The sequence below is a fragment of the Flavonifractor sp. An92 genome (genome assembly GCF_002159175.1).
In the GTDB taxonomy this organism is placed as follows: domain Bacteria; phylum Bacillota; class Clostridia; order Oscillospirales; family Oscillospiraceae; genus Pseudoflavonifractor_A.
The window spans coordinates 14,624-38,820 of record NZ_NFGZ01000027.1 but is presented as its reverse complement, the minus strand read 5'-3'; the positions used below and the strand labels follow the sequence as shown (position 1 = coordinate 38,820).

Genomic DNA, 24,197 nt, shown 5'->3' with positions numbered 1-24,197 from the left:
ACACCGCCATTCGCCTGGATTTCACCAAGAACGTGGTGAATCTGACGGTGAAGGACAACAATAAGACCTGCTTCTCGGTCACCGACTCCACCGGCGCGGCGGTGCCCATAGAGGTGCCGTTCTTGGCCATCAGATCCCCTGAGATGGTGAGGGTCAGGGTCTCCCCCGCCGGCCACGCCTGGGCCGGTGAGACGTAGATGGTATTGCGCACGTCCCGGTCCACCTGGTCGTCCCCCATGCTCACCACGATGGGCACCGCCGCGCCGGTGGAGTCGGTGACCGAGAAGCAGGTCTTATTGTTGTCCTTCACCGTCAGATTCACCACGTTCTTGGTGAAATCCAGGCGAATGGCGGTGTCCGCCGCCACATTGGTGGCTCCGTCGGCCACGCTGCTGCTGCTGAGGGCCAGGGGCTGGGCCTTGCCCGCCCCGTCCTCCGCCGAGGCGGCGGTGGTCAGCAGGCATAGCGCTGCCAGCAGGGCGAAAAGCGCACGTCTCATGTCTCTTCCTCTCCTTTCCGCATACAGACGAAGGACTCCACGGTCCAGCGCCGGTAGCGGCAGTTGTAGCAGGAGACGGTGTCGTCCTCCGTCTCCTCCTCGTCGTCCCGACGGTACTGGGCGCACACCGCCGCCCGGGCCTCCTCCGGGGCGTGGCGGCCGAAGCGGAAGGTCCGCCCCGCCGGGGTATGTTCAAAAGAGCCGCTCATACCAGAAACACCTCCGGCAGGTCCTGCTTGGCCAGCAGCTCCCAGGCCCCGTCGGGCCGGGGCTTCGCCACCGCCAGGCGCAGGCCGCGGCGGAACACCGCCTTGCAGGGCCGGGCAAAGACCAGCGGGGTGTCGCCGGGGAGAACCTTCCCCTCCGGGTCGGCCACACAGTCCACGCCGCCCCGGGCGATGAGCTCCGCAGCGGTGAGGCTCTCCCCCACTGCGCTGGGGTAGAGCTTGCCCCGGCAGCGGCCGTCGGTCCCGCTCAGGCGCAGGCCGCACCCGGCCAGCGCGCCGATGATGCCCTGCCCGGTGCCGCCGTGCTCCGAGAGGAAGATCCCCTCCGGTTCCCGTTCCGCCAGGGCCCGGGCGTCGTCCTTGGTGAGGACCCGCTCCTTGGCCGCCTGACCGAAGGCCAGCAATCCCGCCGGGTCCGCCAAACGCTCCGGAAATACCGCGCACAGCCCCGGGTCGGAGCCGGGGACCCAGGTCCGCTCCAGAAAAGCGCGGGCAAAGGCGATCACGCCCACCCCGTCGCCGGTGCACACCTGGGTACACATGGAGCTGTTGTGGGAGGTGTAGGGGATGTCGGGGTGGACCAGCAGCTGGTGCCGGGTGATGAAGGAGCCCTGTCCCAGGCCCTCCTCCGCCAGGGCGGCCAGCAGCGTGTCCAGCACCTCGCCGGTGCCGGGAGAGTCCAGAGTGTCGGTGTCATCAATGCAAAGCAGCAGCTTCTCTTCCACAGCTCATTCCACCTTTCCGCCGGTCTTAGGGGTGCGCATCCCATCGCCGGACAGGACCGCATCCAGTTCCTCGTCGCTGATCGTATAGTCAAAATAGGTCTGATAAAAGTCCCGGGTCTCCTTTTCCAGGTCGATGTCGGACTCCTCCGGGTAGAGAAGCTCGGTGAGCCACAGCACCGCCAGGGGAGTCTCGATGCTGTTGGGGTGGCCCCAGCGGCTCAGGCCGATGGGCATCTGGTACACATCGCCCCGCTCCACGGCCCCCAGGCCCTTCCACTTCTCATCGGTGAGGATGTAGTCGGCCACTCCAACCTCGTTACAGATGATGAGGTCCGGGTCCCAGACGAAGATCTGCTCCAGGGTGGTGTAGGCGCTGCCCCCCTCCATGGTGAGGCCGCCCTCCAGCGAGACATTCTCCGCGCCGGTGGCGGCGATCCACTGGGCGGGAAGGCTCCCGGCGTAGTCGGTGCGCACCGCCTCGTTCACCGAGTGGTAGAGGCGGGGCCGCTCCTCCTCCGGGATGGCGGCGCTGACCGTCTCGGCCCGGTCCAGACAGTCCCGGTACCAGGTGATGTACTGCTCCGCCTCCTCGTCGGCGTGGAGCACCTCCCCCACCAGGGCTACCGCCTCCAGCGCCTCGTCGATGGTGGCGTTGCCCACCACCAGGTAGGGAATGCCGGTGGCGTCCAGCTTAGCCCGGCTGTCCGGGTCGTCGTAGCTCTCCCGGTCCAGCAGGATCAGGTCCACTCCCAGGCTCAGCAGGGCCTCGGCGTTGACCACACCGCCGCTCTTCACCACCTCCGCCTCCTTGAGGGAGGGGCAGATGGACTGGATGAGCACATCCCGCTGGATGGAGGGAATGGTGGCCTTCACCTGCTCCCCGTAGCCGAAGGCCACCACAAAGGGGGCGCAGAAGGGGTCCAAGGCGCAGATGCAGGCGGGCTCCTTGGGAATTTCCACCGTCCGGCCCACCAGATCGGTGACCGACTGGGTCTCGGTAGTGCCGGGGCCCTGCTGCTTTCCCGTGGGGGCACAGGCGCACAGCAGGGTCAGACAGAGCAGCAGGCAAAGGGCAGACGTGCGCAGCTGTTTCATGCCGGTTTCCTCCTCAGAGAATGTGTCGGGGGGCGATGCGCCGCAGCGTGGGCTGTCCGGGGACGCGCCCCTCCAGCACTGCGGCCTCCACCCCATAGACCTGGGCCAGAGTGGGGGGCGTCAGGGTCTCCGCCGGCGGTCCGGCGGCAAAGAGCCCCCCGTTGGCGATGAGGGCGGCGGTGACCGGTAACCCCTCTTCCTCCAGGTAAAAGGCGTGGTCCGGGTCGTGGGTGGCCATGAGGACACCGATGTGCCGCTCCCGGACCAGGCGGGACACCGTCTCCAGAAAGAGCAGCTCGTTGCGCAGGTCCAGATGGGCGGTGGGCTCGTCCAGCAGCAACAGCGGAGTCTGCTGCCCCACCGCCCGGGCCAGCAGCACCAGCTGCAATTCCCCGCCGGAGAGCTGGTGGTAGGGGGCCTCGGCCAGGTGCAGCAGCCCCACCTGCTCCAGCGCGGCGTCGCACATAGCCTCGTCCGCCTCCGTGGGGCCGGAAAAGAGGGAGAGGTGGGCGGTGCGGCCCATGAGCACCACCTGGCGCACCGTATAGGGGAACATGGGCTGGTGCCGCTGGGGCACCAGGGCCAGCACCCGGGCGATCTCCCGCCGGGAGCACGTTTTCACGTCCCGTCCCTCCAGCAGCACCCGCCCGGCCAGGGGGCGCTGGAGCCCCAGGACCGTGTTCAAAAGAGTGCTCTTTCCGCAGCCGTTGGGGCCCATGAGGCAGAGGATCTTCCCGCGGTCCACCGCCAGGGAGAGGTCCCGGAAGAGGGGCGCGCCGTAGCCGCAGCTCAGCCCCTCCAGGCGCAGCAGCTCACTCACTCCAGCCGCCCCCTCTCGTCCGCTTCAGAAGAAAGATAAAGAAGGGGGTGCCCACCAGGGCGGTGAGGATGCCCACCGGGATCTCGGCGGTGCTGAGGGTCCGGGCCAGCACGTCCATCACCACCAGGAAGGAGGCACCCAGAGAGAGGCTGGCCGCGATGAGGCGGCGGTTGTCGTTTCCGAAGAGCATCCGGCAGATGTGGGGCACCACCAGCCCCACCCAGCTGATGACCCCGCTGATGCACACCGCCGAGGCGGTGGCCAGGGTGGCGCCCCCTACCAGCAGGAGCTTGTACCGCCCCAGGTCCACTCCCAGGGCGGCTGCCTCCCGGTCCCCCATGGAGAGCACGTTGATCTGCCACCGGCACAGCAGCACCAGCAGCATCCCCAGACCCATGGGCAGGAAGGCGATAAAATGGCGGTAGTGGACGTCGGCGAAGCTGCCCATGAACCAGAAGGTGATGGCGGGCAGCTGGGAATAGGGGTCGGCGATGTACTTTAAGATAGAGGTAAAGGCGCTGAAAAAGGCGGAGATGATGACACCGCCCAGGATCAGAGTCAGATTGGTGGCCGACCCGGCGATGCGCCCGGCCAGCACGCTCAGCAGCACCGCACCGATGGCGAAGAGAAAGGCGCAGGGGTAGATGGCCGCGCCACCCCCCAGGGCCACAATGGCCAAAGCCGCGCCGAAGCCCGCCCCGTTGGACACACCCAGCATTCCGGCGTCCACCAGCGGGTTGCGGAACACTCCCTGGTAGGCCGCGCCGCTCACCGACAGCGCGCCCCCCACCATGGCGGCGGCCAGGGTGCGGGGGAGGCGCAGCTGCCACACCACGCTGACCTGGGCGGCGGGGGCCATCTGGGGCTGGAAAAGGATGGTGAGCACGTCCCCCGCGCTCAGATCGTACAATCCGATGAACAGGCTCCCGACGATACACGCCAAAGGGAGCAGCACCAGCGCCGCCCCCAGCAGACCGCGTCCACCACGCCGCTTCACGACTGCTCCACCTCCCTGTTAGACGGACCGGTTTAGACAAGAACTGTAAAAATTATAGCATACTTCCCATAAAAGACAAGAGGCGCCCAAGCGTCGATTTTCTTGGGGAACTTTTCCTCAGACCCGCCGTCTAAGAGGACAGAGCAAGCAGCCCATCCAACCCACTCTGTTTAAAAAGGAGCGATCCGTATGAAAAAGCAACTGCCTGTCCTGATCCTCAGCGGCGCGCTGGCCTGCGCCATGGCGCTGCCCACTTTGGCAGCCGAACAGGCCGTCCCCATCTCCGCCCCGGTCTCTGCCGAGGAGACGGTGGCGAATCCCGGCTATGTGCTGTACTACGGCACCATCCAGCAGATCATCCGGGATGAAAATGGCGTCCCCACTCAGCTCCGGCTGGACTCGGAGCGGTACGGTGAGTATGTGATGCACCTCTCCGCCGAGACCGTGTGGATCGACAGCGGCAACCGCGTCCAGGATGACCCCGCTGACCTGGCCGAGGGCGAGGGCGTGTACGTGTTCCACAGCGCGGCGGCCACCCTGTCTCTGCCGCCCCAGTCCGCGGCTCTGGCCGTGGTGCGCAACATCCCCATGGACGCCGGATGCGCCCAGTACCATGTGGTCGAGGCCGTCTCCCAGGAGGGCGAGACCCTGACCATCACCACCGATGCGGGGACTCTGCGCCTGACCGCCGACGGCGAGACCGGCTGCTCCACCTATGAGGGCGGCACCTTCACCCTGTCCCAGCTCCAGGCCGGCGACCGGGTCATGGCCTGGCACGGCATGTCGACGGAGCAGGAGGCCGGCACGGCCTACGCCGCTCACCTGATGCTCCTGCCCGGCGAGGAAGAGGGCGACACCGAGAGCGACCAGGTCCTCACCCGGGCCGGTCTGGTCTCCATGCTCCACGAGCAGGCTGGCGCTCCCGTGGTGAACTACGCCATGCAGTACCCCGATGTGGACCAGAGCGCCGACTACGCCGAGGCGGTCCGCTGGGCCACCAGCGAAAAGCTGGTCAGCGGCTATGACAACGGCTCCTTCGGCCCCGAGGACCCCATCACCCGGGAGCAACTGGCCGTGATCCTGTACCGCTATGCCCAGAGCCAGGACCAGGGCTTCACCGGCGCCTGGGCCTTCCCCCTGGACTACACCGATGCCGATCAGGTCAGCGAATACGCCTATGAGGCCATGTGCTGGATGACCATGCACGAGATCCTGGGCGACGTGGGCGACGGCCGCCTGGCCCCCCGCGACACGGTGACGGTCGAGGAGGGCTCCGCCATCCTGGCCCAGTTCATGGAGCAGCTGGAGGGCTAACGCGCCCCCCTTCCGCTGGAAAACCAACAGCAGCCCCCGGCTTCGGGGGCTGCTGTTCGTTTTTGCATGGGCAAAAAGCACAAAAAAAGACCTTATTTTTAGTATAGAACAGGGATAGACAGCCGCTGAAAAAGCGACTATACTTAGGTCTGCAATTGAATGAGGACGGATTGTCACTGGTAATGCAGGCAAGACCACAGTAGAACCTGGAGAGCAGGTTTCTTTGTGGTGCCTGCTTTTTTTGCGCCCATTTTTCAAAACGGAAAGGGAGGGGCTCCTGTGGGAGTTTACATCATCCGGCGCATTCTGAATAACAACGCCTTTGTTTCCACCGACGAGCAGGGCAAAGAGATCGTGGTCATGGGCAAGGGCATCGCCTTCCAGCACACCAGCGGAGACCGGGTGCCCCAGCAGCGGGCGGAGCAGGTCTTTCGCCTGTCGGAGGAGAACTCCGGCCGGTTCCAGGAGCTGGCGGCGCGCATTCCTATGAGCTACGCAGTGCTCAGCGAAAAGATCATTCAGCAGGCGGAAAAGCGGCTCAAGGGCCCCCTGAATGAGAGCATCTATATCACCATCACCGACCACATCTACTCGGCGGCGCAGCGCTACCGGGATGGGCTGGTCATCAAGAACACCATGCTCTGGGAGATCCAGCGCTACTACCCCGACGAGTACGCCGCCGGTCTGGAGGCCGCGGCCACGGTGCGGGAGGCCCTCGATCTCCCCTTCGCCGAGGATGAGGCCGCTTTCCTGGCCCTCCACTTCGTCAACGCCGAGCTGGGGGTGGAGATCAACCAGGTCTACGAGGTCACCGAGCTCATCCAGAGCGTGTGTGACATCGTGCGCCGCCACTTCTCCATGGAGTTCGACCCCACTTCCATGGCCTACTACCGCTTCATCACCCATGTGAAATTCTTCGCCCAGCGCCTGATGCTGGGTTCCTATTACGAGGAGGACGACAGCGAACTGCTGGACGCCATCCGAGCCAAGCACCCCGACGCCTATGCCTGCACCCGGGAGATCACCGACCTGATCGAGCAAAAACGGGGCTACCGCCTGGGCAGCGAAGAGGAGCTCTATCTCACCGTGCACATCGCACGGGTCACCAAGCATTGAAAGAGGCCGCGCGCCGGCGCGCAGGAGTGCGGACCTTTCTTTGATACTTTATGTGAGCAAGAGAACAGAAAGGCTGAACAGATATGGATTGGAAAGACACCGCAAAACAGATCGTCGCCCAAGTAGGCGGCAAGGAGAATATCCAGGGTGCGACCTACTGTACCACCCGCCTGCGTCTGACCCTGGCGGACGAGAGCAAGGCCAACGACGAGGCCGTCTCCTCCATCCCCGGCGTCATCGGCGTGGCCCACGGCAGCGGCCAGTATCAGATCATCATCGGCAATCGGGTCCCCAGAGTGTACGAGGCCATGCAGGAACTGGGCGTGCTGACGAAGAACGTCCAGCCCCCCCAGGAACAGAAGAAAAAGAGCATCCCCGCCCGGATGATGGACGGTCTTCTGGGCTCCATGACCCCCATCATCCCCGCCATCATCGGCTGCGCCATGATGAAGGTGCTGCTGGTGCTGCTGCCCATGCTGGGCGTCCTGTCCACCGACAGCTCCACCTATCAGGTCCTCAATGTCATCGGCGACGGCTCCTTCTACTTCCTTCCCATCCTGGTGGCCGCCTCGGCCGCCCAGTACTTCCACGCCAACCTCTTCCTCAGCATCACCATCGCCGGCATCCTCATCCACCCCAGTCTCCTGGCCCTCTTCAACGCCGGTGACGCAGTGAGCCTGTTCGGCATCCCGGTGACTGCCGCCAACTACCCCTACTCCATCCTGCCCGCCATCATCATGGCCTGGGTCGTCTCCAAGGTGGAAAAGCTGGTCGACCGGGTGACCCCCGCCATCACCAAGACCTTCCTGGACCCCATGCTGGTTGTCCTCATCTGCGCCCCCATCGCCCTGTGGGTGGTGGGCCCCGCCGGCGCCATTGCCGGTGAGGCCATCTCCGGCGGCCTGGAGTGGATCCAGGTGAACCTGGGCTGGCTGGCCGTGGGCATCATCGGCGGTATCTATCCCGTTCTGGTGCTCTTCGGCATGCACCACGTCCTCACCCCCATTGCCATCGCCTCCATCAGCTCCCTGGGCTTTGACAGCCTGGTCATGGTAGCCCAGCTGGGCGCCAACCTGGCCCAGGGCGGCGCCTCCATGGCGGTCGCCCTGCGCTCCAAGAACAAGAACATGCGCCAGACCGCCGCTGCCGCCGGCTTCTCCGCTCTGGTGGCCGGCATCACCGAGCCCGCCATGTACGGCGTCACCCTGCGCCTGAAGCGCCCCTTCATCGCCGTGCTCATCGCCTCCTTCGTTTCCGGCAGCTTCGCCGGGCTCATGCAGCTCAAGAGCTTCTCCACCGCCTGCCCCGGCCTGGTGACCACCATCCAGTACATCGAGGCTGACCGCACCAGCTCCATCCTCTACATCGCCCTGACCTGCCTCATCGCCGTGGCGGTCTCCTTCCTGCTCACCTTCATTCTGGGCTTCAAGGACCCCGTGGAGGCCGGTGCCGCCGCGGATGCCACTCCGAAAAAGGACGAGAAGGCCCCCGCCATGGAGAAGGGCTCCCAGGTGGAGCGCCGCACCGTGGACAGCCCCCTGGACGGCAAGGTGATCCCCCTCAACCAGGTGGACGACGAGACCTTCGCCTCCGGCGTGCTGGGCGCGGGCGCGGCCATCGTGCCCGCCGACGGCAAGGTGTACGCTCCCTTTGACGCCACCGTGGAGACCCTCCCCGACTCCCGCCATGCGGTAGGCCTGCGCAGCGCCGACGGCGTGGAACTGCTCATCCACGTGGGCAAGGACACGGTGAATCTGGCCGGCCAGCACTTCACCGCCCATGTGAAAGAGGGCGACACGGTAACGAAAGGCCAGCTGCTGCTGACCTGTGATCTGGAGGCCCTGCGCGGGGCGGGCTACGACGTGACCACCCCCGTCATCGTCACCAACACCGACGAGTTCCTGGATGTGGTCCCCGCCCAGGAGGGCGCGATCACCCACGGCAGCCGCCTGCTCACCATTCTGTAAGGAGGAACCAACTATGAACCGCTTTCCCGAAGGCTTTCTCTGGGGCGGCGCCACCGCCGCCAACCAGTACGAGGGCGGATGGAACGAGGGGGGCCGCGGCCCTTCCATCGACGACGTGTTTACCGGTGGCTCGGTGAACACCCCCCGGCGCATCACCATCCCGCCGGAGGAGGGCGCCTTCTACCCCAACCACGAGGCCACCGACTTCTACCACCACTGGAAAGAGGACATCGCCCTCTTTGCCGAGATGGGCTTCAAGACCTACCGCATGTCCATCTCCTGGTCCCGCATCTTCCCCAACGGAGACGACGCGGAGCCTAACGAGGAGGGTCTGGCCTTCTACGACCGGGTCTTTGACGAGCTGGCCAGATACCACATTGAGCCCCTGGTCACCCTGTCCCACTATGAGAATCCCCTCCACCTCACCACCGCCTACGGCGGCTGGAAGGACCGGCGGCTCATCGACTGTTTCCTCCGCTACGCCGACACTGTGCTGCGCCGCTACCGGGGCAAGGTGCGCCGCTGGCTCACCTTCAACGAGATCAACATGCTCTCGGTGCCCTTCGGCTCCTTCATCGCCGGCGGCATGCTCCCCGAAACCTGCACGGCCCAGGACCGCTGGCAGGCCATGCACCACCAGCTGGTGGCCTCGGCCCGGACGGTGCGCCTGGCCCACGAGATCGACCACGCAAACCAGGTGGGCTGCATGATCGCCTATATGTGCGTCTATCCCCGCACCTGTGACCCGGAGGACCTGCTGACCCAGACCGCCGTGGACCGGCTGCACAACCTGCTGCCCGGCGACGTCCACGTCCGTGGTGCCTATCCCTCTTACGCCAAGCGCCTGCTGGAGCAGGAGGGCGTGTCCATCCATATGGAGCCCGGAGACGAGACCGACCTGAAGGCCGGCACCGTGGACTTCTACACCTTCAGCTATTACGACTCCCGCTGCGTGGGCAAGGCCCAGGAGGGCGACCCCTCCACCGGCAACGGCGCCCTGGGCGGCCTGCGCAATCCCTACCTGAAGGCCACCCAGTGGGGCTGGCAGATCGACCCGGACGGCCTGCGCTGGTCCCTCAACCACCTCTACGACCGCTATCAGATCCCCCTGATGGTGGTGGAGAACGGCCTGGGCGCCGTGGATGAGGTGAGTGAGGACGGGGCCATCCACGACAGCTACCGCATCGACTACCTGCGCCGCCACATCGAGGCCATGGCCCAGGCCGTGGCCGACGGCGTGGACCTGATCGGCTATACCCCCTGGGGCTGCATCGACCTGGTCTCCGCCTCCACCGGCGAGATGCGCAAGCGCTACGGCATGATCTATGTGGACAAGCACGACGACGGCACCGGCGACCTCTCCCGCCGCCGCAAGGACTCCTTCCACTGGTATCGGAAGGTCATCGCCACCAACGGCGCGGATCTGGACTAAATATTGGAAAAAGCCGCGGAGCACAGCCCAAAGGGCTGTGCTCCGCGGCTTTTCTCATCGCTCCTGACGGAACGCGTACACTCAGGGGTCGGAAAAATACTGGGTTTTCAGCTCGTGCAGCTCCTTGAGCTTCCGGGCGCCCCGGGTCCCCAGCCGCCCGGTCACCTCCACCACCAGCGCATCCAGCAGGGCGGTGGGGGCCGCCATGGAGTGGTATTCCCGCTCTCCGCCCCGGTAGGCGAAGAGCTGGATGTCCGCCCGCTCTCCCTCCGCCAGACAGGTCCGCCCCACAAACGCCAGGGTGCGGTACCCCGCCCGGCGGCTCTGCTCCAGCAAAATTCTCCCCTCCCGGGAGAGCTTGGAGAAGCTGAACAGGACCACCAGGTCCTCCCGCCCCGCCTGGACCAGGCCCTCCAGCAGTTCGGAGCCGCCGGTGGGGAGCAGCGTCACAGGGAGCCCCAGCCGCCGCAGGCGGAAATGCAGCATCTGGGCCAGGGCCGCCGAGGCGTTTTTGCCGTGCAGAAACACCCGCCGCGCCGTGATGAGGGCCTCCGCCGCCTGGTCAAAGGCAGCGCTGTCCAGCTGCTCCGCCGTCTTTTGGAGATAGAGCCGCTGCCGTTCCAGCCACGCCGCCGGGGTGAAGGGCTCCTCCTGGGACAAGGTCCCCGCCAGCTTGGCCGCCGGTCCGGAGGCCTGCTCCATGACCAGGCTCTTCAGGGCCTTGAAATCCCGGCAGCCCACATGGCGGGCAAAGCGGGAGAGGGTGGCGTCGGACAGCTCCAGCTGCTGGGCCAGCTGGCCGATGGGCAGGAAGAGAAAGGCGTCCGTATTGGTGTTGATGAAATCCAGGATCTTTTGCTCCGCCCGGGTCAGTTCCCCCGGCGAGACAGGCAGCTGCAATTCCATGGGCTCGACCTCATGTCTGTTGTGTAATCAGCGCCGGATGGAGCCGCCCGTTGGAGGCGAGCACGCCTCCAACGCAGGTCAGCGAGAGCGGCGCGCCGTCCGGGGCGGTCACCCGTCCCCCGGCCTCCTCCACCAGCAGCCAGCCGGCGGCGTAGTCCCAGGGCTGGAGGAAGAGCTCCACATAGCCCTCCAGCCGCCCGCAGGCCACCCAGCACAGGTCCAGGGAGGCGCAGCCGGTGCGGCGCACATCCTGGCATTGATCGTAGAGAGCCCGCATCTGGGCAAAGGCGGCGTCGGCCAGCTCCCGCCGGCCGGGGACCGTGCCCACCGCCAGCAGGCTGTCGGCCAGCCGCGCCGCGGTGCTCACCTGAATGGGATGGCCGTTGCAGAACGCGCCGCCGCCCCGCCGCGCGGTAAAGCACTCCTTCCGGTAAGGATGATATACCACACCAAAGACGATTTGTCCACCCTCCGCCAGCGCCAGGGAGACGGCGCTGTGTACAAACCGGTGGATCAGGTTGGTGGTGCCGTCCACCGGGTCCAGGATCCAGAAGGGGCGGCTGGGGTCGATCGCCTCCCGCGCCCCCTCCTCCCCCAGAAACTGCGCCTCCGGGGCCAGCGCCCGAAGCCGGTCCCGGAGGGTCTCCTGCACAGCCAGGTCCACATTGGTGACAAAATCCGTCTCGCTCTTGGCGCGGATGCTGCGGACGGCGTGAGGGTCGGCCAGCAGCGCGCCCGCCTGCCGGACTGCCTCCACCACCTGCCCGGCCAGAGCCTCGGTGAGGAGGCTCATGCGATGGCCTCCTTGGTGAGGATGGAGACATAGTCCCCGCCCAGGGCGTGGATCTCCTTGAGGGAGCGCTTGAGGAGGCAGGCGGTGCGCACCTGGAAGGCGGCGCTGTCGGACAGCCGGATCTCATAGCGCCCCGCCGCCATCTCCCGGGTCAGCTCGGAGAGGGTGGTGCAGGTCTGCTCAAAGACGGTGGTGACACAGCCGTACTGCACCGCCTGGTGGGTGTCGCTGCCCGAGACCACCGGAATGCCCAGCCGCTCCCCCAGCGCGCGGGTCAGCCGCTGGGTGCGCGTACGGTCCAGGGCCAGGTCCTTGCCGTTCAGGTCCAGGAAGGCGAGGCGCCGGAGCTGCTCCTCCGGGAGCTCCGGCACATGGCCTCCGGCGCGGTAGGGGTGTCCGCAGCCCACCAGCACCGGATATTCCGCAAACAGGTCCATCAGCCGGGCAAAGGGCAGAAAGTGCTCCTTCTCCTTGTAGGGCTCCAGCCGGCGGTTGAGCTCCAGAATGGCCTCCAGCGGCCCGATGGACAGAATGTGTCCCCCCTCGGCCACGTCGGTCTCCATGCCGGGGAACACCCGCAGGCCGTTGGAGAGCTCCAGGGTGTCCCCGGTCCGGCGGCTCACCGAGGTAAGATAGCGGTAGAGCTCCTCGAACTGGAGGGTGTTGAAATGCTCCGTGAGGCACAGGGCGTCCAGCCCGGCCCGGCGGGCCTCACCGAAGAGCCAGTCGGTGTAGGCGGTGGAAAAGGGCAGCTTTTTGGCCAGCTTGCCATGGGTGTGAAAATCGAGCTTCAATGCAAAAACCTTCTTTCGATCACAGCAGGGCGGCGCACAGGGCCGCCAGAGCCGTCCACAGGGCGGACAGGGCCAGGAAGAGCAGGTCGTTCCAGGTCACCTTCAGCGCCGAGAGGCGGATCTTCTTCACCGCCTTGTCGGCGGCGGCGTAGCGGTAGCCCCGCAGCTCCAGCGCCTCCACCGTGGTGCGGGAGCGCTTGGCGGTGTTGAGCATCAGGGGATAAAAGGACTCCACCACGATCCGCACCTGGTAGATGAGATAGCGCACCTTGCCCAAAAGGGTGTCATGGGCCGGGGGATTGCCCCGCAGGCGGTAGGAGAGGAGCACGTTCTGAAACTCCTCCATCAGCATGGGCAGCATCCGGTAGGCGTAGGAGATGGAAAAGCTCAGCCGCTCGGGACAGCCGTACCACATCAGGCCGTTGCTGAGCCGGTCCGGGTCCAGTCCGGAGAACACGGTCACCGAGGCCAAGGAGATGGTGGCCACCTTCAGGGTGAGGACCAGCAGCGGAGCCACCGCCGAGGCGTCCCCGCCGAAGAGCAGGGTGGCCAGGAAGAGATAGCCGGTCTGGGAAAAGACGCCCACGGCAAAAAGGAAGAGCACCAGTCCGGCCACCCGGGCCAGCAGGGTGGTGACCATCACCAGCAGGAAGCACCCCAACAGAAAGGGGAGGTCCTGGACGAACCAGGGCACCACGCCGAAGAAGAGATACCAGGCGATGAGGACCCGGGGGTCCAGGCCGGCGATGACGGTGTCGTCGTTGCCGTAGGCGTTTTTCAGCACCTGATTGCGGAGAAAATCCATGGAGAATTTGTCCAACAGGTTCTCCGAGAGTTTATTCATGACCTTTTCCACCTCTATGCCTCCCCAAAACAGCGCGTAAACGCGTCGATGGTATAACAGCGCGCATCCGGGTTTAGGGCCCGGGCCATGGTGAAGATCTCCGGGGGCCGGATGCCCACCTGCCCGGCCAGCTCCGGGCGGGCGAAGATCTCGTCCCGGCTGCCGTCGGCCACCACCTTGCCGCCGCAGAGCACGATGATCCGCTGGGCCCACTGGCACACCAGCTGCATGTCGTGGGTGGCGATGACGGCGGTCTGAATGAGGTCCTGCATGTCCTCCAGCACCCCCAGGATCTCCCGGCGGGTGGCAATGTCCAGGTTGGCGGTGGGCTCATCCAGGAGGAGGATGCCCGGCTCCAGGGCCACGCCGATGGCCAGGCTCCCCCGGCGCATCTGTCCGCCGGACAGGAGCCGTCCGTCCCGGTCTTGGAGCCCGGTGAGGCGGAAGCGCTCCAGCAGGGCGTCGGTGCGCGTCTCCCAGTCCGGCACGCCCCGCACCTGCATGGCGTAGGCGATGTCGGCGCGGACCGAGTCCTTGATGAACATCTCCTCCGGGTTCTGGTAGACCAGGGAGATCTGGCGGGACAGGTCCTCCGCCCGCTTCTCGCCGATGTTCGCCCCGAAGAGGGACACCGTGCCGCTCTTGGGCTTCAACAGTCCCACCATCAGCTTCATCAGGGTGGATTTGCCCGCCCCGTTGGAGCCGATGAGGGCCACCCGCTCGCCCCGGCGGATGTCCAGGTCCAGGCCGTCGAAGATGGTGCGGGGCTCCCCCTTTACCGAGCGGTAGGACAGGGAGACCTGCTTCAGGGAGACCGCCGTCTCCCCCGCCCGCTCCGCCGCCGGAGCGGCGCCCTGGGGGTGAAGCTTCAGCGCGGCAAAGGCCCGTTTTCCCTCCTCCACCGTGGTGGGCAGAGGCGCCCCGGCGGGCAGGACCCCCATGGCGCGCAGGCGGTGGGCCGCCTGGGTGACCTGGGGCGGGAAAATGTTGCACGCCTCCAGCTCCTCCACCCGCTGGAGCGCCTCCCGGGTGGGCAGGAGCCACTGCACCTGGCCGTCCTTCATCAGAAGGACGTGCTTGCAGTAGTCGGCGATGTACTCGGTGTGGTGCTCGATGACGATGATGGTCTTGCCCTGCTCCTCGTTAAGGGCGCGCAGCACCTCATAGATGCGGTCGGCGTGCATGGGGTCCAGCTGGGCAATGGGCTCGTCCAGAATGAGCACGTCCGGCCGCAGGGACACCGCCCCCGCCAGGGCCAGCAGATGGGTCTGGCCGCCGGAGAGCTGCCAGACATACTCCTCCTCCCGGCCCTCCAGGCCGCACTGCCTCAGGGCCTCCCGCCCCCGCTCCCGGTAGTCCGGCAGGGCGTAGTTCAGGCAGGCATAGGAGGCGTCGTCCAGCACCGTGGGGCGGACGATCTGGTTTTCAAAGTCCTGGTAGACATAGCCCACCTTCCGGGCCAGAGCGCCCACGTCGCTCTCCAGGGTGTCCTGCCCCTCCACCCGAACCGCTCCCTCGAACTGCCCCGTGATGAAATGGGGGATCAGACCGTTGAGGACCTTACACAAAGTGGACTTCCCGCAGCCGTTGTTTCCAACGACCGCCAGGAAGTCCCCTTGCTCGATCCGGAGCGAAATGCCGTTCAGGGTGGGCTGAGAGGCGCCTGGATAGGTGTAGGTCAGGCTGTCGATCTCAACCGCGTTCATATCAGCAGGCCACGTTCCTTTCGCTGTTCTTCCGGATGACCAGCAGCGCGGCCACCGCCAGAGCGGCGGCGCACACCATGCCGATCGCCAGGGCGGTACCGCTCTCGGCCCACTCGGCCTCCCAGTCGATGAGGGACATGCCGGCGGTGGCGGCCAGCTCCGCCGCGACGGCGCAGAGGAAGGCCACGGCGCACCCTGCCAGGATCTTGGGGCTCAGGCCGGCCACGGGGCTCTCGGCGGTGCGGGGGGCCATGCCCAGCAGGGGCTCGATCTTGCCGTACAGCCGGGGCACCAGGTAGAGGGTGGGCAGCAGGCAGAAGAGAATGCCGGAGAAGAGCAGGTCGTTGAGGAAGGCGAAGCCCTCGGTGGCAAAGACGCTCTCGGGCAGGCCCTCCACCGCCTCAAAGTCCTCCACGGCCAGCTGGACCTTGACGACGTCCACCACCATGCCCATGAAGAGCTGGGCGGCGGTGCCGGTGATGGCGGCCAGACCCACCATGGTCCGGTTCCGGGGGTCCTTCACCAGACGGCCGGCCAGGTACACGCCGATGGTGACCGTCAGGAACTTCTCCAGCTCGCCCAGGCCGCCGAACTGGCCCAGCATGATCTCGCTGAACACCAGCTCGCCGGTGGCCGCGCCCAGGGCGGCGGACAGGGGATCAAAGAGCATGGCCAGGGTCAGCGGGATGAACAGGAAAAATTCCACCGAGAATTCCACCAGACCCACCTGGAATTTGGGGATCAGTTCGGTGAACAGGGTGGCCAGTCCGTACAGGGACATGGACAGGACAAAGATCATCAGCTTCTGCGATTGGGTGGCAGACGTTTTTTGGATGGTACGCATAACTTGATTCCTCCCGATGTTTGGTGTCTCTCACAACACAAGCACAGTGTAACACCGGAATGTAAATATAGCATGCACCGCTTTGTAAAATGTAATTTAATTTTCATTTCAGTCATTTCCGCCGGCAACGCAAAAAAGTACCGCAATCCAATGGATCGCGGTACTTTTTCTGCTTACAGTGTCTTCCGTCTGGACGCAGACGATCTCCTTACGCGAAGGGGTTTTCAGTGGGATAGGGCAGGCTCTTGGGCTGGTTGTAGGCGATATCGGCGATGCCGAAGTACTTGAACACCTCAAAGAGCGCCTTGCCGCAGTGGGCGAAGGCCACCGCGCCGTGGTGGGGATAGCGCTTCTGGATGAGGACGTGGCGGTAGAAGCGGCCCATCTCGGGGATGGCGAAGATGCCGATGCCGCCGAAGGAGCGGGTGGCCACCGGCAGCACCTCGCCCTGGGCGATGTAGGAGCGCAGGTTGCCCTCGCTGTCGCACTGCAGGCGGTAGAAGGTGATGGCGCCGGGGGCGATGTCGCCCTCCAGGGTGCCGCGGGTAAAGTCGGGGGTACCGCCGTTCTCCAGCAGGCGGTTCTGGATGAGCTGATACTTCACCGCGCAGCCAGCGCACATCTTGCAGCTGGGGGTGTTGCCGCAGTGGAAGCCCATGAAGGTGTCCTTAATGTCGTAGTCGAACTTGCCGGCGATGTCCACGTCGTAGATGTACTTGGGCACGGAGTTGTTGATGTCCAGCAGGGTAACTGCGTCGCCGGTGATGCAGGCGCCGATGTACTCGCTCAGCGCGCCGTAAATGTCCACCTCGCAGGCCACGGGGATACCCCGGGCGGCCAGACGGGAGTTCACATAGCAGGGCTCAAAGCCGAACTGCTCGGGGAAGGCGGGCCAGCACTTGTCGGCGAAGGCCACATACTGCCGGGCGCCCTTGTGCTGCTCGGCCCAGTCCAGCAGGGTCAGCTCAAACTGCGCCATCCGCTCCAGCAGGTCCGGATAGGTCCGCTCGCCCATCTCCGCCTTCATGTCGGCCACCACCTCGGGGATGCGCGGGTCCCCGGCGTGGGCCTTGTAGGCCACCAGCAGGTCCAGCTCGGAGTTCTCCTCCACCTCGACGCCCAGCTCATAGAGGCCCTTAATGGGGGCGTTGCAGGCGAAGAAGTCCTGGGGACGGGGCCCGAAGGTGATGATCTTCAGATTCTTGACGCCGAGAATGGCACGGGCGACGGGGACGAACTCCCGGATCATGTCGGCGCACTCCTCCGCAGTGCCCACCGGGTACTCGGGCAGGTAGGCCTTCAGGTGGCGCATGCCCAGATTGTAGGAGCAGTTGAGTACGCCGCAGTAGGCGTCGCCCCGGCCGTTGATGAGGTCGCCGTCACCCTCGGCGGCGGCCACGTACATGGTGGGGCCGTCAAACTTCTGGCACAGGAGGGTCTCGGGGGTCTCGGGTCCGAAGTTGCCCAGGAACACCACCAGGGCGTTGACCCCGTGGGCCTTCACGTCGTCCAGGGCCTTCAGGGCGTCGGCCTCATTCTCCACGGTGACGGGGCACTCGTAAAGGCCCTCGCCGTAGGCGGCCACGATGTTCTGACGGCGCTGGGTGGACAGGGCGATGGGGAAACAGTCGCGGGACACGGCAATGATGCCCAGTTTGACCTCAGGAAGATTGGTAAACATAGCAAAAACCTCTCTTTTCAAGAATGTATCGCTTACAGTTCAGCGGCAAGATCCACATTCACACCGTCCAGACGTACGGGCGCGCCCTGGGCGGCCTCGCTGCTCTCGGCGTGGGCCAGCAGCCACTTGTTGCAGGCCCACAGGGTCTCGTCCTCCCCGTTGAGGGGCGTCATGGCGGGCTTGGGGCCGTTGGTGCCACGGGGCAGCACGATGACCACCCGGAACCCGGCGCCCTTGGAAGCGGAGCAGGGGGCGTAGTGCAGCGTGGTGGCGTACACCTCCACCACCGCTCCGGCGGGGGCCCGGAAGGCCTTTACCCGGGCGGTGTTCAGGCGGCCGTCGATGATATCGTCCTCCCGGGCCACCAGGAGGATAAAGTCCTCCGAGCCGATGTTCAGCTCGCTGTCCCGGTGGTACTCCAGGCAGTTGAGTTTGGTATTGTGGCCATTGCACCACCCCAGCTGGATGGGCATGCCGCCGTAGGCGTTGGAGGCAAACTGCCCGGCGATGGGCAGGGCCTCCAGCTCCGGCTGGGAGGGCACATAGTCCACTCCCTCGGGCAGGGGGGTCACGGCCGTTAAGGTGTCCGTCAGAGCGGCGGTGTCATAGCCCTCCAGCACCTTGCCATAGGGGGCAAAGTCGGGATCAAAGACAGAATGGATCAGCATGGTTTGTCACCTCTCCCTTTCCACATTACAGCAGCTGCGGGTAGACATTTTTCAGCGCGGGATAGATCTGGCGGAACTGCTGATAGCGGGCCTCATACCGGGCCGACCGCTCCGGATCGGGCTCCACGGTCTCGGACACCCGCACCAGGTGGTCGCACACCGCCTCCACCGAGGGGTAGGCCCCGCAGGCCACCATGGCCAGCATGGCCCCGCCCATGCCGGGCCCCTGCTCCGAGGCGGGGAGCTCCAGCGTCACGTTGAGCACGTTGGCCAGGATCTCCCGCCACAGGGGGCTCTTGGCGCCGCCGCCGCAGAGCTTGCTGCGCCGGATGTCCAGCCCCAGGGAGCGGGCCACCTCCAGGCTGTCCCGGATGGCAAAGGCCACGCCCTCCAGCACCGCCTGGGTGAGGTCGGCCCGGGTGGTGTCCATGGTCATGCCCACAAAGGCGCCCCGGGCGTTGGTGTCGTTGATGGGGGAGCGCTCCCCCATCAGATAGGGCAGGAAATAGACGTGGTTCTCCCCCAGCTTTTCCCGGTCAATGGCCGCCTGGGCCCCGGCGTAGTCGGAGGAGCCCAGAATGCGGTCCATCCACCACTGGTTGCAGCTGGCCGCCGAGAGCATGCACCCCATCAGGTGGTAGTGCCCGTCGGCGTGGGCGAAGGCGTGGAGGGCATTGTTGGGGTCCACGCCAAAGTGCTGGCTGGAGATGAAGAGGGTGCCCGAGGTGCCCATGGACAGGTTGCAGGCCCCCTCCCCCACGGTGCCGGTGCCCACGGCGGCGGCGGCGTTGTCCCCCGCCCCGGCGCAGACCACCACATTCCCGGGGAGGCCCAGCTGCTGGGCCAGCTCCGGACGGAGGGTCCCCACCGGCTCATAGCTCTCAAAGAGCCGGGGCATCTGGTCCTCGGTGATGCCGCAAATCTCCAGCATCTCCCGGCTCCAGCACCGGTGCTCCACATCCAGCAGCAGCATACCGCTGGCGTCGGAGCAGTCGGTGCAGTGGACCCCGGTGAGGATGTAATTGATGTAATCCTTGGGGAGCATGATCTTACGGATGCGGGCGAAGTGCTCCGGCTCGTGCTTCTTCATCCACAGAAGTTTTGGGGCGGTGAAGCCGGCGAAGGCGATGTTGGCGGTGAGGGCAGAGAGCTTCTCCTTCCCCACCACGCCGTTGAGGTACTCCACCTCCTCGGCGGTGCGGCCGTCGTTCCACAGGATGGCCGGGCGGATCACCTGGTCGTGCTCGTCCAGCACCACCAGCCCGTGCATCTGCCCGCCGGCGCCGATGCCCGCCACCTGGGACTTGTCAAAGCCCTCCAGCAGGGTGCCAATGCCCTCCAGCACTGCGCGTTTCCAGTCCTCCGGGTCCTGCTGGCTCCAGCCGGGCCGGGGGAATTCCAGGGGGTATTCCCGCGAGATCTGATTGCAGATGGTCCCCTCCCCGTCCATCAGCAGGAGCTTGACGGCGGAGGTACCCAGATCGATTCCAATGTACAGCATAGCTTCCTCCCGATGCCGTTACTTGCCGGACTTGCGGCTGGTCACCACGTCGAAGATGACCGCCACCAGCAGCACGCCGCCCTTGACCACATACTGCCAGGAGTCGCCGATGCCCATGATGGACATGCCCATATTGATGACGCCCAGCAGCAGCGCGCCGATGACCACGCCGCCCACGGTGCCGCTGCCGCCGTAGGCGGACGCGCCGCCGATGAAGCAGGCGCCGATGGCGTCCATCTCAAAGGAGGTGCCGGTGGAGCCGTTGACCGAGCCCACCCGGGCGGCATTCAGCAGGCCGCACAGGCCGGCCAGCAGGCCCATGTTGGCGTAGGCAATGAAGTAGATCTTGTCGGTGTTGATGCCGGAGAGCTTGGTGGCCTTCTCGTTGCCGCCCACCGCGTAGAAGTACCGGCCAAAGGCGGTCTTGGCGGTGATGAAGTTGTAGATGAGGCAGATGGCCAGCACCCACACCAGCATGACCGAGATGCCCCGGTACTGGCTGAGCAGGTAGCAGTAGTAGAGGATCAGCGCGGCGATGAGGCCGGACTTCAGGTAGTCCCACACCGCCTTGTTCTGGCGATAGCCGTTCTTGGCCCGCTCGCGGCGGTTTTTCACGGTGTTAAGGATCACCAGGAGCGCGGCCACCACGCCCACGATGAGGGCCGACCAGACCGTCTCCCCGTCGTCCAGGCCGGGGATCTTGATGTAGGCGGTGAAGATGTTCAGGAAGGTAGAATCCTGAATGGCCACGGTCTTGTTGTCCAGCACCAGACGACCGATGCCGCGGAACACGAACATGCCGCCCAGGGTGGTGATGAAGGGCGGGATGCGCACGTAGCCGATCCAGTAGCCCTGCCACACGCCCACCAGCAAGCCCACGGCCAGGCAGATCACGATGGTCAGAATGGGATTCATGGAGGCGTTGGTGATCATCACCGCGGCCAGGCCGCCCACCAGACAGATCACCGAGCCGATGGACAGGTCGATGTTGCCGCCGGTGAGGATACACAGCAGCATACCGCAGGCCATGACCAGCACATAGCCGTTTTGCAGCATCAGGTTGGACATGTTCTGGGCGTACAGCAGACGCCAGTCGGTGAGAAAGGCAAAGAGGATGAACACCACCACAAGGGCGATGACCATGGCATATTTGGTCAGGAAATTGACGACCCCCCGCGAGGTCCGCTTATGAGAATTTCTGATTACGGTACCATTCATGGCTGTACCTGCTCCTTCCTTATCAAGACTTCGCCGTATCCCGGATGATGTAACCCATGATGCTCTCCTGGGTGGCCTCCGCCGCGTTGACCTCGGCCAGCAGCCGGCCCTCGTTCATGACGTAGATCCGGTCGCACATGCCCAGCAGCTCCGGCAGCTCCGAGGAGATCATGACCACCGACTTGCCCCGGCTGACCATATCGTTGATGAGACAGTAGATGTCGTATTTGGCGCCCACGTCGATGCCGCGGGTGGGCTCATCCAGGATGAGCACATCGGGCTCGGTGAACATCCACTTGCCCAGCAGCGCCTTCTGCTGATTGCCGCCGGAGAGGTTGCCGATGTGCTGCTCGATGGTGGGAGTCTTGGTGCCCATCTCCTCCTTGATGTCCTCGGCCACCTTGACCTCCCGGTCCCGGTCGATGACGCCCCGGTCGCAGACCTTGTCCAGCCGGGCCAAGGTGGTGTTGAAGCGGATGGACTCTCCCAGGATGAGGCCGTTGGTCTTGCGGTCCTCGGTGACATAGGCCAGCTTGTGGCGGATGGCGTCCTCGGTGTTCTTCAGCTGGACCCGCTCCCCGTTGAGGTAGACCTCGCCGGAGATGTCCGTCCCGTAGCTGCGGCCGAAGATGGACATGGCCAGCTCGGTCCGCCCGGCGCCCTGGAGGCCGGAGAAGCCCACCACCTCGCCCTTGTGGACGTGGAAGGAGACGTGGTCGTCCACCACCCGCTCGGGGTACAGGGGATGGTGCACGGTCCAGTTGCGCACCTCGAAGCTGACCTCCTCCTGGACATTGTGCTCCCGCTTGGGATAGCGGTCCTCGATGGGCCGGCCCACCATGCCCTTGATGATGCGGTCCTCGCTGAACTCGTCCACGCCCTTGACCAGGGTCTCGATGGTGGAGCCGTCCCGGATGATGGTGGCCTTGTCGGCGCAGTAGATGATCTCGTTGAGCTTGTGGGTGATGATGATGGAGGTCAGGCCCTGCTTTTTGAACTCTATGAGCAGGTCCAGCAGCATCTTGGCGTCCTCATCGTTGAGGGACGAGGTGGGCTCGTCCAGAATGAGGAGCTTCACCTTCTTGGAAAACGCCTTGGCGATCTCCACCAGCTGCTGCTTGCCGGTGCCGATGTCCTTGACCAGGGTCTGGGCCGACTCGTTGAGGCCCACCTGCTTCATGTGGCGCTCGGCCTCATAATAGGTCTTGTTCCAGTCGATGAAGCCCGCCTTGGTGCGGATCTCATTGCCCAGGAACATGTTCTCACCAATGGAGAGCAGCGGGATGAGGGCCAGCTCCTGGTGGATGATGACGATGCCCACCGCCTCGCTGTCCTTCTGGGTCTTGAACTGGCAGAGCTTGCCCTCGTAGTAGATCTCACCCGAGTAGGACCCGACGGGATAGGTGCCCGAGAGCACGTTCATCAGGGTGGACTTGCCCGCGCCGTTCTCGCCGATCAGCGCGTGGATCTCGCCCGGCTCCACCTGGAGGTTCACGTTGTCCAGCGCCTTCACGCCCGGGAACTCCTTGGTGATGTTTTTCATCTCCAGAATATACTTTGACAAAGAGTTGTTCCTCCTTTCGACCTCTGCCGCTCAGCAGAATGGGCGGGGCAGAGTGCCCCGCCCATTGGCTGAACTAAACGGAAATTTTGCTTTGGATCAGGCCGCGGGATGGAGGTAACCGTCGGCGTCCTGGGTGTAGTAACCGGTGTCCACCAGCTTCTCCATCATGTTGTCCTTGGTGACCACGTCGGGCACCAGCAGGAAGGAGGGGCAGTTGTGGCCGTCGGAGGTGGAGTAGGACTCGGTGTCGAAGGAGCAGTCAAACTCCCAGCCGGAGGCGCTGATCAGGCTCTCGTCGATGGTGTCGCCGTTCAAGATGGCCTTGCCCAGATCCAGGGTGACCACGGCCTCGTTGGCCACGGCCTTATAGACGGTCATGGACTGCAGGCTGTCCACGATGTTCTTCAGGTTGGCCTCGTCGCCGTCCTGGCCGGTGATGATGGGCTGGTTGGAGCCGGCGTAGTCGGACTGGATGGCCTGGGTCACGCCCAGAGCGGTGGAGTCGTTGGAGCAGAGCCACACGTCCACCTGAGTGCCGTCAGCGTAGTAGGAGGCCAGCACGTTCTGGGCGCGCTCCAGAGCGGTCTGGGTGTCCCACTTGTCGGTGGCCACGGTGTCAAAGTCGGTCTGACCGGAGACCACGTTCAGCTTGCCGGAGTCGATGTAGGGCTGGAGCACGTCCACCGCGCCCTGGAAGAAGTAGCCGGCGTTGTTGTCGGCGGGGTCACCGGCGGTGAACTCCATGTTGAAGGGGCCGGCGGCGTTGTCCAGATCCAGGGTGTCCACCACATACTGGCCCTGGAGGGTGCCCACGGTGTAGTTGTCGAAGGACACATAGTAGGAGACGTTGTCGTTCATGATCAGACGGTCATAGTCGATGATGGGGATGCCCGCCTCGCCGGCCTCGTTCATGACGGTGTTCAGCGCCTCGCCGTCGATGGCGGCCACCACCAGAAGGTCCACATCCTCGGCGATCATGTTCTGGATGTCGTTGACCTGGCGGTTGGTGTCGTTGTCGGAGTAGGTGAGGATGGTCTCATAGCCCGCGTCCTTGAACTGCTGGTCCAGGTAGGAACCGTCGCGGTTCCAGCGCTCCAGAGACTGGGTGGGCATGGAAATGCCGATCTTCTGGGTGCCGCCGCCCTCGGGCGCGGTGCTGCCGTCAGCGGGAGGGTTGCTGCTGGTGCTGGTGCCGCCGCCGCAGGCGGTCAGAGACAGAGCCATGGTCGCGGAGAGAGCCAGTGCAAGAACTCGTTTTTTCATTTACCCTCCCGCCGTAAACCGGCGGTCTGGGTTGTGCCCATGTGCCTCACTATGAGAAATAACTTTTGTAAAATTACTTCTCTTAACTTACTGCTATATTAGCCAAAATAACTTTATTTGTCAATGGTCCCTTCATACATTTTTCACATTCAGCAGGTGCAACAAAACCGCTCCTCATTTTTTTGCTATTTTGACTCTAAACTTTTCGGTATACTTTTCCGTC

Annotated in this window: 22 protein-coding genes; 4 read left to right on the top strand and 18 right to left on the bottom strand. The window is 64.9% G+C overall.

Features of this window, described 5'->3' with window-relative positions:
• The 6 genes from B5G43_RS14095 to B5G43_RS14070 form a co-directional block, all read right to left on the bottom strand.
• The coding region (locus B5G43_RS14095; RefSeq protein WP_162610822.1) for an Ig-like domain-containing protein at positions 1-499 on the bottom strand (499 nt) is incomplete at its 3' end.
• On the bottom strand, positions 496-708 hold the full coding sequence (locus B5G43_RS14090; protein ID WP_087262460.1) for a hypothetical protein: 213 nt from the start codon (positions 706-708) through the stop codon (positions 496-498). The genes B5G43_RS14090 and B5G43_RS14095, both read right to left, overlap by 4 nt.
• On the bottom strand, positions 705-1,451 hold the full coding sequence (locus B5G43_RS14085) for a hypothetical protein (RefSeq protein ID WP_087262458.1): 747 nt from the start codon (positions 1,449-1,451) through the stop codon (positions 705-707). The genes B5G43_RS14090 and B5G43_RS14085 overlap by 4 nt, the downstream gene beginning before the upstream one ends.
• Before the next feature lie 3 nt (positions 1,452-1,454).
• Positions 1,455-2,546 (bottom strand): ABC transporter substrate-binding protein, encoded by a 1,092-nt coding sequence (locus B5G43_RS14080; protein ID WP_158097438.1) that lies wholly within the window; start codon positions 2,544-2,546, stop codon positions 1,455-1,457.
• Between the two features lie 13 nt (positions 2,547-2,559).
• On the bottom strand, positions 2,560-3,366 hold the full coding sequence (locus tag B5G43_RS14075; RefSeq protein WP_206405031.1) for an ABC transporter ATP-binding protein: 807 nt from the start codon (positions 3,364-3,366) through the stop codon (positions 2,560-2,562).
• A complete protein-coding gene (locus B5G43_RS14070) occupies positions 3,359-4,363 on the bottom strand; it encodes an iron ABC transporter permease (protein WP_242960603.1) in 1,005 nt (334 codons plus the stop codon). Before B5G43_RS14070 ends, B5G43_RS14075 begins: the two co-directional genes overlap by 8 nt.
• A gap of 189 nt (positions 4,364-4,552) precedes the next feature.
• Here B5G43_RS14070 and B5G43_RS14065 point away from each other — a divergent pair, with 189 nt between their 5' ends.
• The 4 genes from B5G43_RS14065 (at position 4,553) to B5G43_RS14050 (ending at position 10,192) form a co-directional block, all read left to right on the top strand.
• On the top strand, positions 4,553-5,677 hold the full coding sequence (locus B5G43_RS14065) for an S-layer homology domain-containing protein (protein ID WP_087262454.1): 1,125 nt from the start codon (positions 4,553-4,555) through the stop codon (positions 5,675-5,677).
• A 279-nt stretch (positions 5,678-5,956) separates the two neighbouring features.
• Positions 5,957-6,793: a PRD domain-containing protein gene (locus tag B5G43_RS14060; protein ID WP_242960601.1), complete on the top strand. Its 837-nt coding sequence runs from the start codon at positions 5,957-5,959 to the stop codon at positions 6,791-6,793.
• 83 nt (positions 6,794-6,876) lie between these two features.
• The gene (locus tag B5G43_RS14055) at positions 6,877-8,760 is read left to right on the top strand and encodes a beta-glucoside-specific PTS transporter subunit IIABC (protein ID WP_087262450.1); all 1,884 of its coding nucleotides are present in this window, start codon (positions 6,877-6,879) and stop codon (positions 8,758-8,760) included.
• 13 nt (positions 8,761-8,773) lie between these two features.
• The gene (locus tag B5G43_RS14050; protein WP_087262449.1) at positions 8,774-10,192 is read left to right on the top strand and encodes a family 1 glycosylhydrolase; all 1,419 of its coding nucleotides are present in this window, start codon (positions 8,774-8,776) and stop codon (positions 10,190-10,192) included.
• A gap of 81 nt (positions 10,193-10,273) precedes the next feature.
• On the opposite strand, the gene B5G43_RS14045 is transcribed toward B5G43_RS14050, so the two are convergent.
• From B5G43_RS14045 to B5G43_RS13990, 12 genes are all read right to left on the bottom strand, one after another.
• Positions 10,274-11,098, bottom strand: a complete 825-nt coding sequence (locus B5G43_RS14045) for a MurR/RpiR family transcriptional regulator (RefSeq protein ID WP_087262447.1) — start codon at positions 11,096-11,098, stop codon at positions 10,274-10,276.
• A 10-nt stretch (positions 11,099-11,108) separates the two neighbouring features.
• Entirely contained in the window at positions 11,109-11,891 is a 783-nt protein-coding gene (locus B5G43_RS14040) for an inositol monophosphatase family protein (RefSeq protein ID WP_087262445.1), read from the bottom strand.
• Positions 11,888-12,685, bottom strand: a complete 798-nt coding sequence (locus B5G43_RS14035; RefSeq protein WP_087262443.1) for a PHP-associated domain-containing protein — start codon at positions 12,683-12,685, stop codon at positions 11,888-11,890. Before B5G43_RS14035 ends, B5G43_RS14040 begins: the two co-directional genes overlap by 4 nt.
• Positions 12,686-12,704: 19 nt before the next feature.
• Complete coding sequence (locus tag B5G43_RS14030) at positions 12,705-13,529, bottom strand: energy-coupling factor transporter transmembrane component T (protein ID WP_242960599.1); 825 nt, start codon at positions 13,527-13,529, stop codon at positions 12,705-12,707.
• A 14-nt stretch (positions 13,530-13,543) separates the two neighbouring features.
• Positions 13,544-15,235, bottom strand: a complete 1,692-nt coding sequence (locus B5G43_RS14025; protein ID WP_087262439.1) for an ATP-binding cassette domain-containing protein — start codon at positions 15,233-15,235, stop codon at positions 13,544-13,546.
• A 1-nt stretch (position 15,236) separates the two neighbouring features.
• Positions 15,237-16,079: a cell division protein FtsQ gene (locus B5G43_RS14020; RefSeq protein ID WP_087262437.1), complete on the bottom strand. Its 843-nt coding sequence runs from the start codon at positions 16,077-16,079 to the stop codon at positions 15,237-15,239.
• Positions 16,080-16,287: 208 nt separating this feature from the next.
• Entirely contained in the window at positions 16,288-17,760 is a 1,473-nt protein-coding gene (locus B5G43_RS14015) for a fucose isomerase (RefSeq protein ID WP_087262435.1), read from the bottom strand.
• Between the two features lie 32 nt (positions 17,761-17,792).
• On the bottom strand, positions 17,793-18,428 hold the full coding sequence (locus tag B5G43_RS14010) for a DUF4867 family protein (protein WP_087262433.1): 636 nt from the start codon (positions 18,426-18,428) through the stop codon (positions 17,793-17,795).
• 25 nt (positions 18,429-18,453) lie between these two features.
• Positions 18,454-19,929, bottom strand: a complete 1,476-nt coding sequence (xylB, locus tag B5G43_RS14005; RefSeq protein ID WP_087262431.1) for a xylulokinase — start codon at positions 19,927-19,929, stop codon at positions 18,454-18,456.
• Between the two features lie 18 nt (positions 19,930-19,947).
• Positions 19,948-21,147 carry a sugar ABC transporter permease gene (locus B5G43_RS14000; RefSeq protein ID WP_087262429.1) on the bottom strand — a complete coding sequence of 400 codons (1,200 nt, stop codon included), beginning with the start codon at positions 21,145-21,147 and terminating at the stop codon, positions 19,948-19,950.
• A 22-nt stretch (positions 21,148-21,169) separates the two neighbouring features.
• The gene (locus B5G43_RS13995; protein ID WP_087262427.1) at positions 21,170-22,711 is read right to left on the bottom strand and encodes a sugar ABC transporter ATP-binding protein; all 1,542 of its coding nucleotides are present in this window, start codon (positions 22,709-22,711) and stop codon (positions 21,170-21,172) included.
• 96 nt (positions 22,712-22,807) lie between these two features.
• The gene (locus B5G43_RS13990; protein WP_087262425.1) at positions 22,808-23,974 is read right to left on the bottom strand and encodes a sugar-binding protein; all 1,167 of its coding nucleotides are present in this window, start codon (positions 23,972-23,974) and stop codon (positions 22,808-22,810) included.
• Positions 23,975-24,197: the final 223 nt, after the last annotated feature.